This window comes from Bacillus sp. Nf3 (assembly GCF_003028545.1).
Taxonomy (GTDB): domain Bacteria; phylum Bacillota; class Bacilli; order Bacillales; family Bacillaceae; genus Bacillus; species Bacillus safensis.
Genome location: NZ_PYUA01000039.1, coordinates 1 through 701 on the forward strand (window position 1 = coordinate 1; position 701 = coordinate 701).

General features: G+C 43.5%; 1 protein-coding gene. It reads right to left on the minus strand.

The window, feature by feature from the left end:
- The coding region (locus tag C9414_RS19420) for a pre-toxin TG domain-containing protein (protein WP_181286183.1) at positions 1-701 on the minus strand (701 nt) is incomplete at both ends.

Consider the following 701-nt stretch of genomic DNA (forward strand, 5'->3'; position numbering starts at 1 on the left):
TCAAAGGATTTTTGTGATGTCTTGTAGATGTCGACTGCTCTGACTGCAGCTGATGTGGCTTGAGTCGTTTTATAGACCGCCTTTCCGCCTTTAAAAATGCGGCCTGCCCAGCCGACGATTGGGATATAGCCTGCTGCTGCCATGCCCCCTGCCGCGACTCGCTGGCCTGCGGTGAGTTCCTCACCCGTGATTGGATCAACGCCTGTTGCGGCACGTTTTGCATCGTTCACACCTGTCAGTTCATTCACAATGTTTCCACCATAATCGAGCGCTTTTTCATACCAAGGACGGTTGGCGAGGGCTTCTTGTTCCTTTGCGATCTCGCGGGCTTCTTCTTGTTCTTTTTTGATTTTCAGATATTCAGAAGTTTGCTTCTCAATATCGCTTTTTGCCTTGTAAATTTCGCTATTTTGATACGCTTTCTTGTCAAAATTCATAGGCGAAATCGCTTTTCCGTCATTTGTCGCATTCATCATTTCAGCGTACAATGCCATTGTAGCTTGCTGCTCCGTCTCTGACAAAGCATATTCATCTTTTAAATTTTGATCAAGCTCTCTTAATTCTTTGACCGTCTTTTTTCGTTCATCTTCCGCATCTTCTATTTTTTCATCGAAAGTTTGACTATCAAATACCTCTAGGGAAATAAGGTCATCGATGTCTTGAAAAATCGTTTTGAGTGCCTTTTTTTGATCCTTTACAAT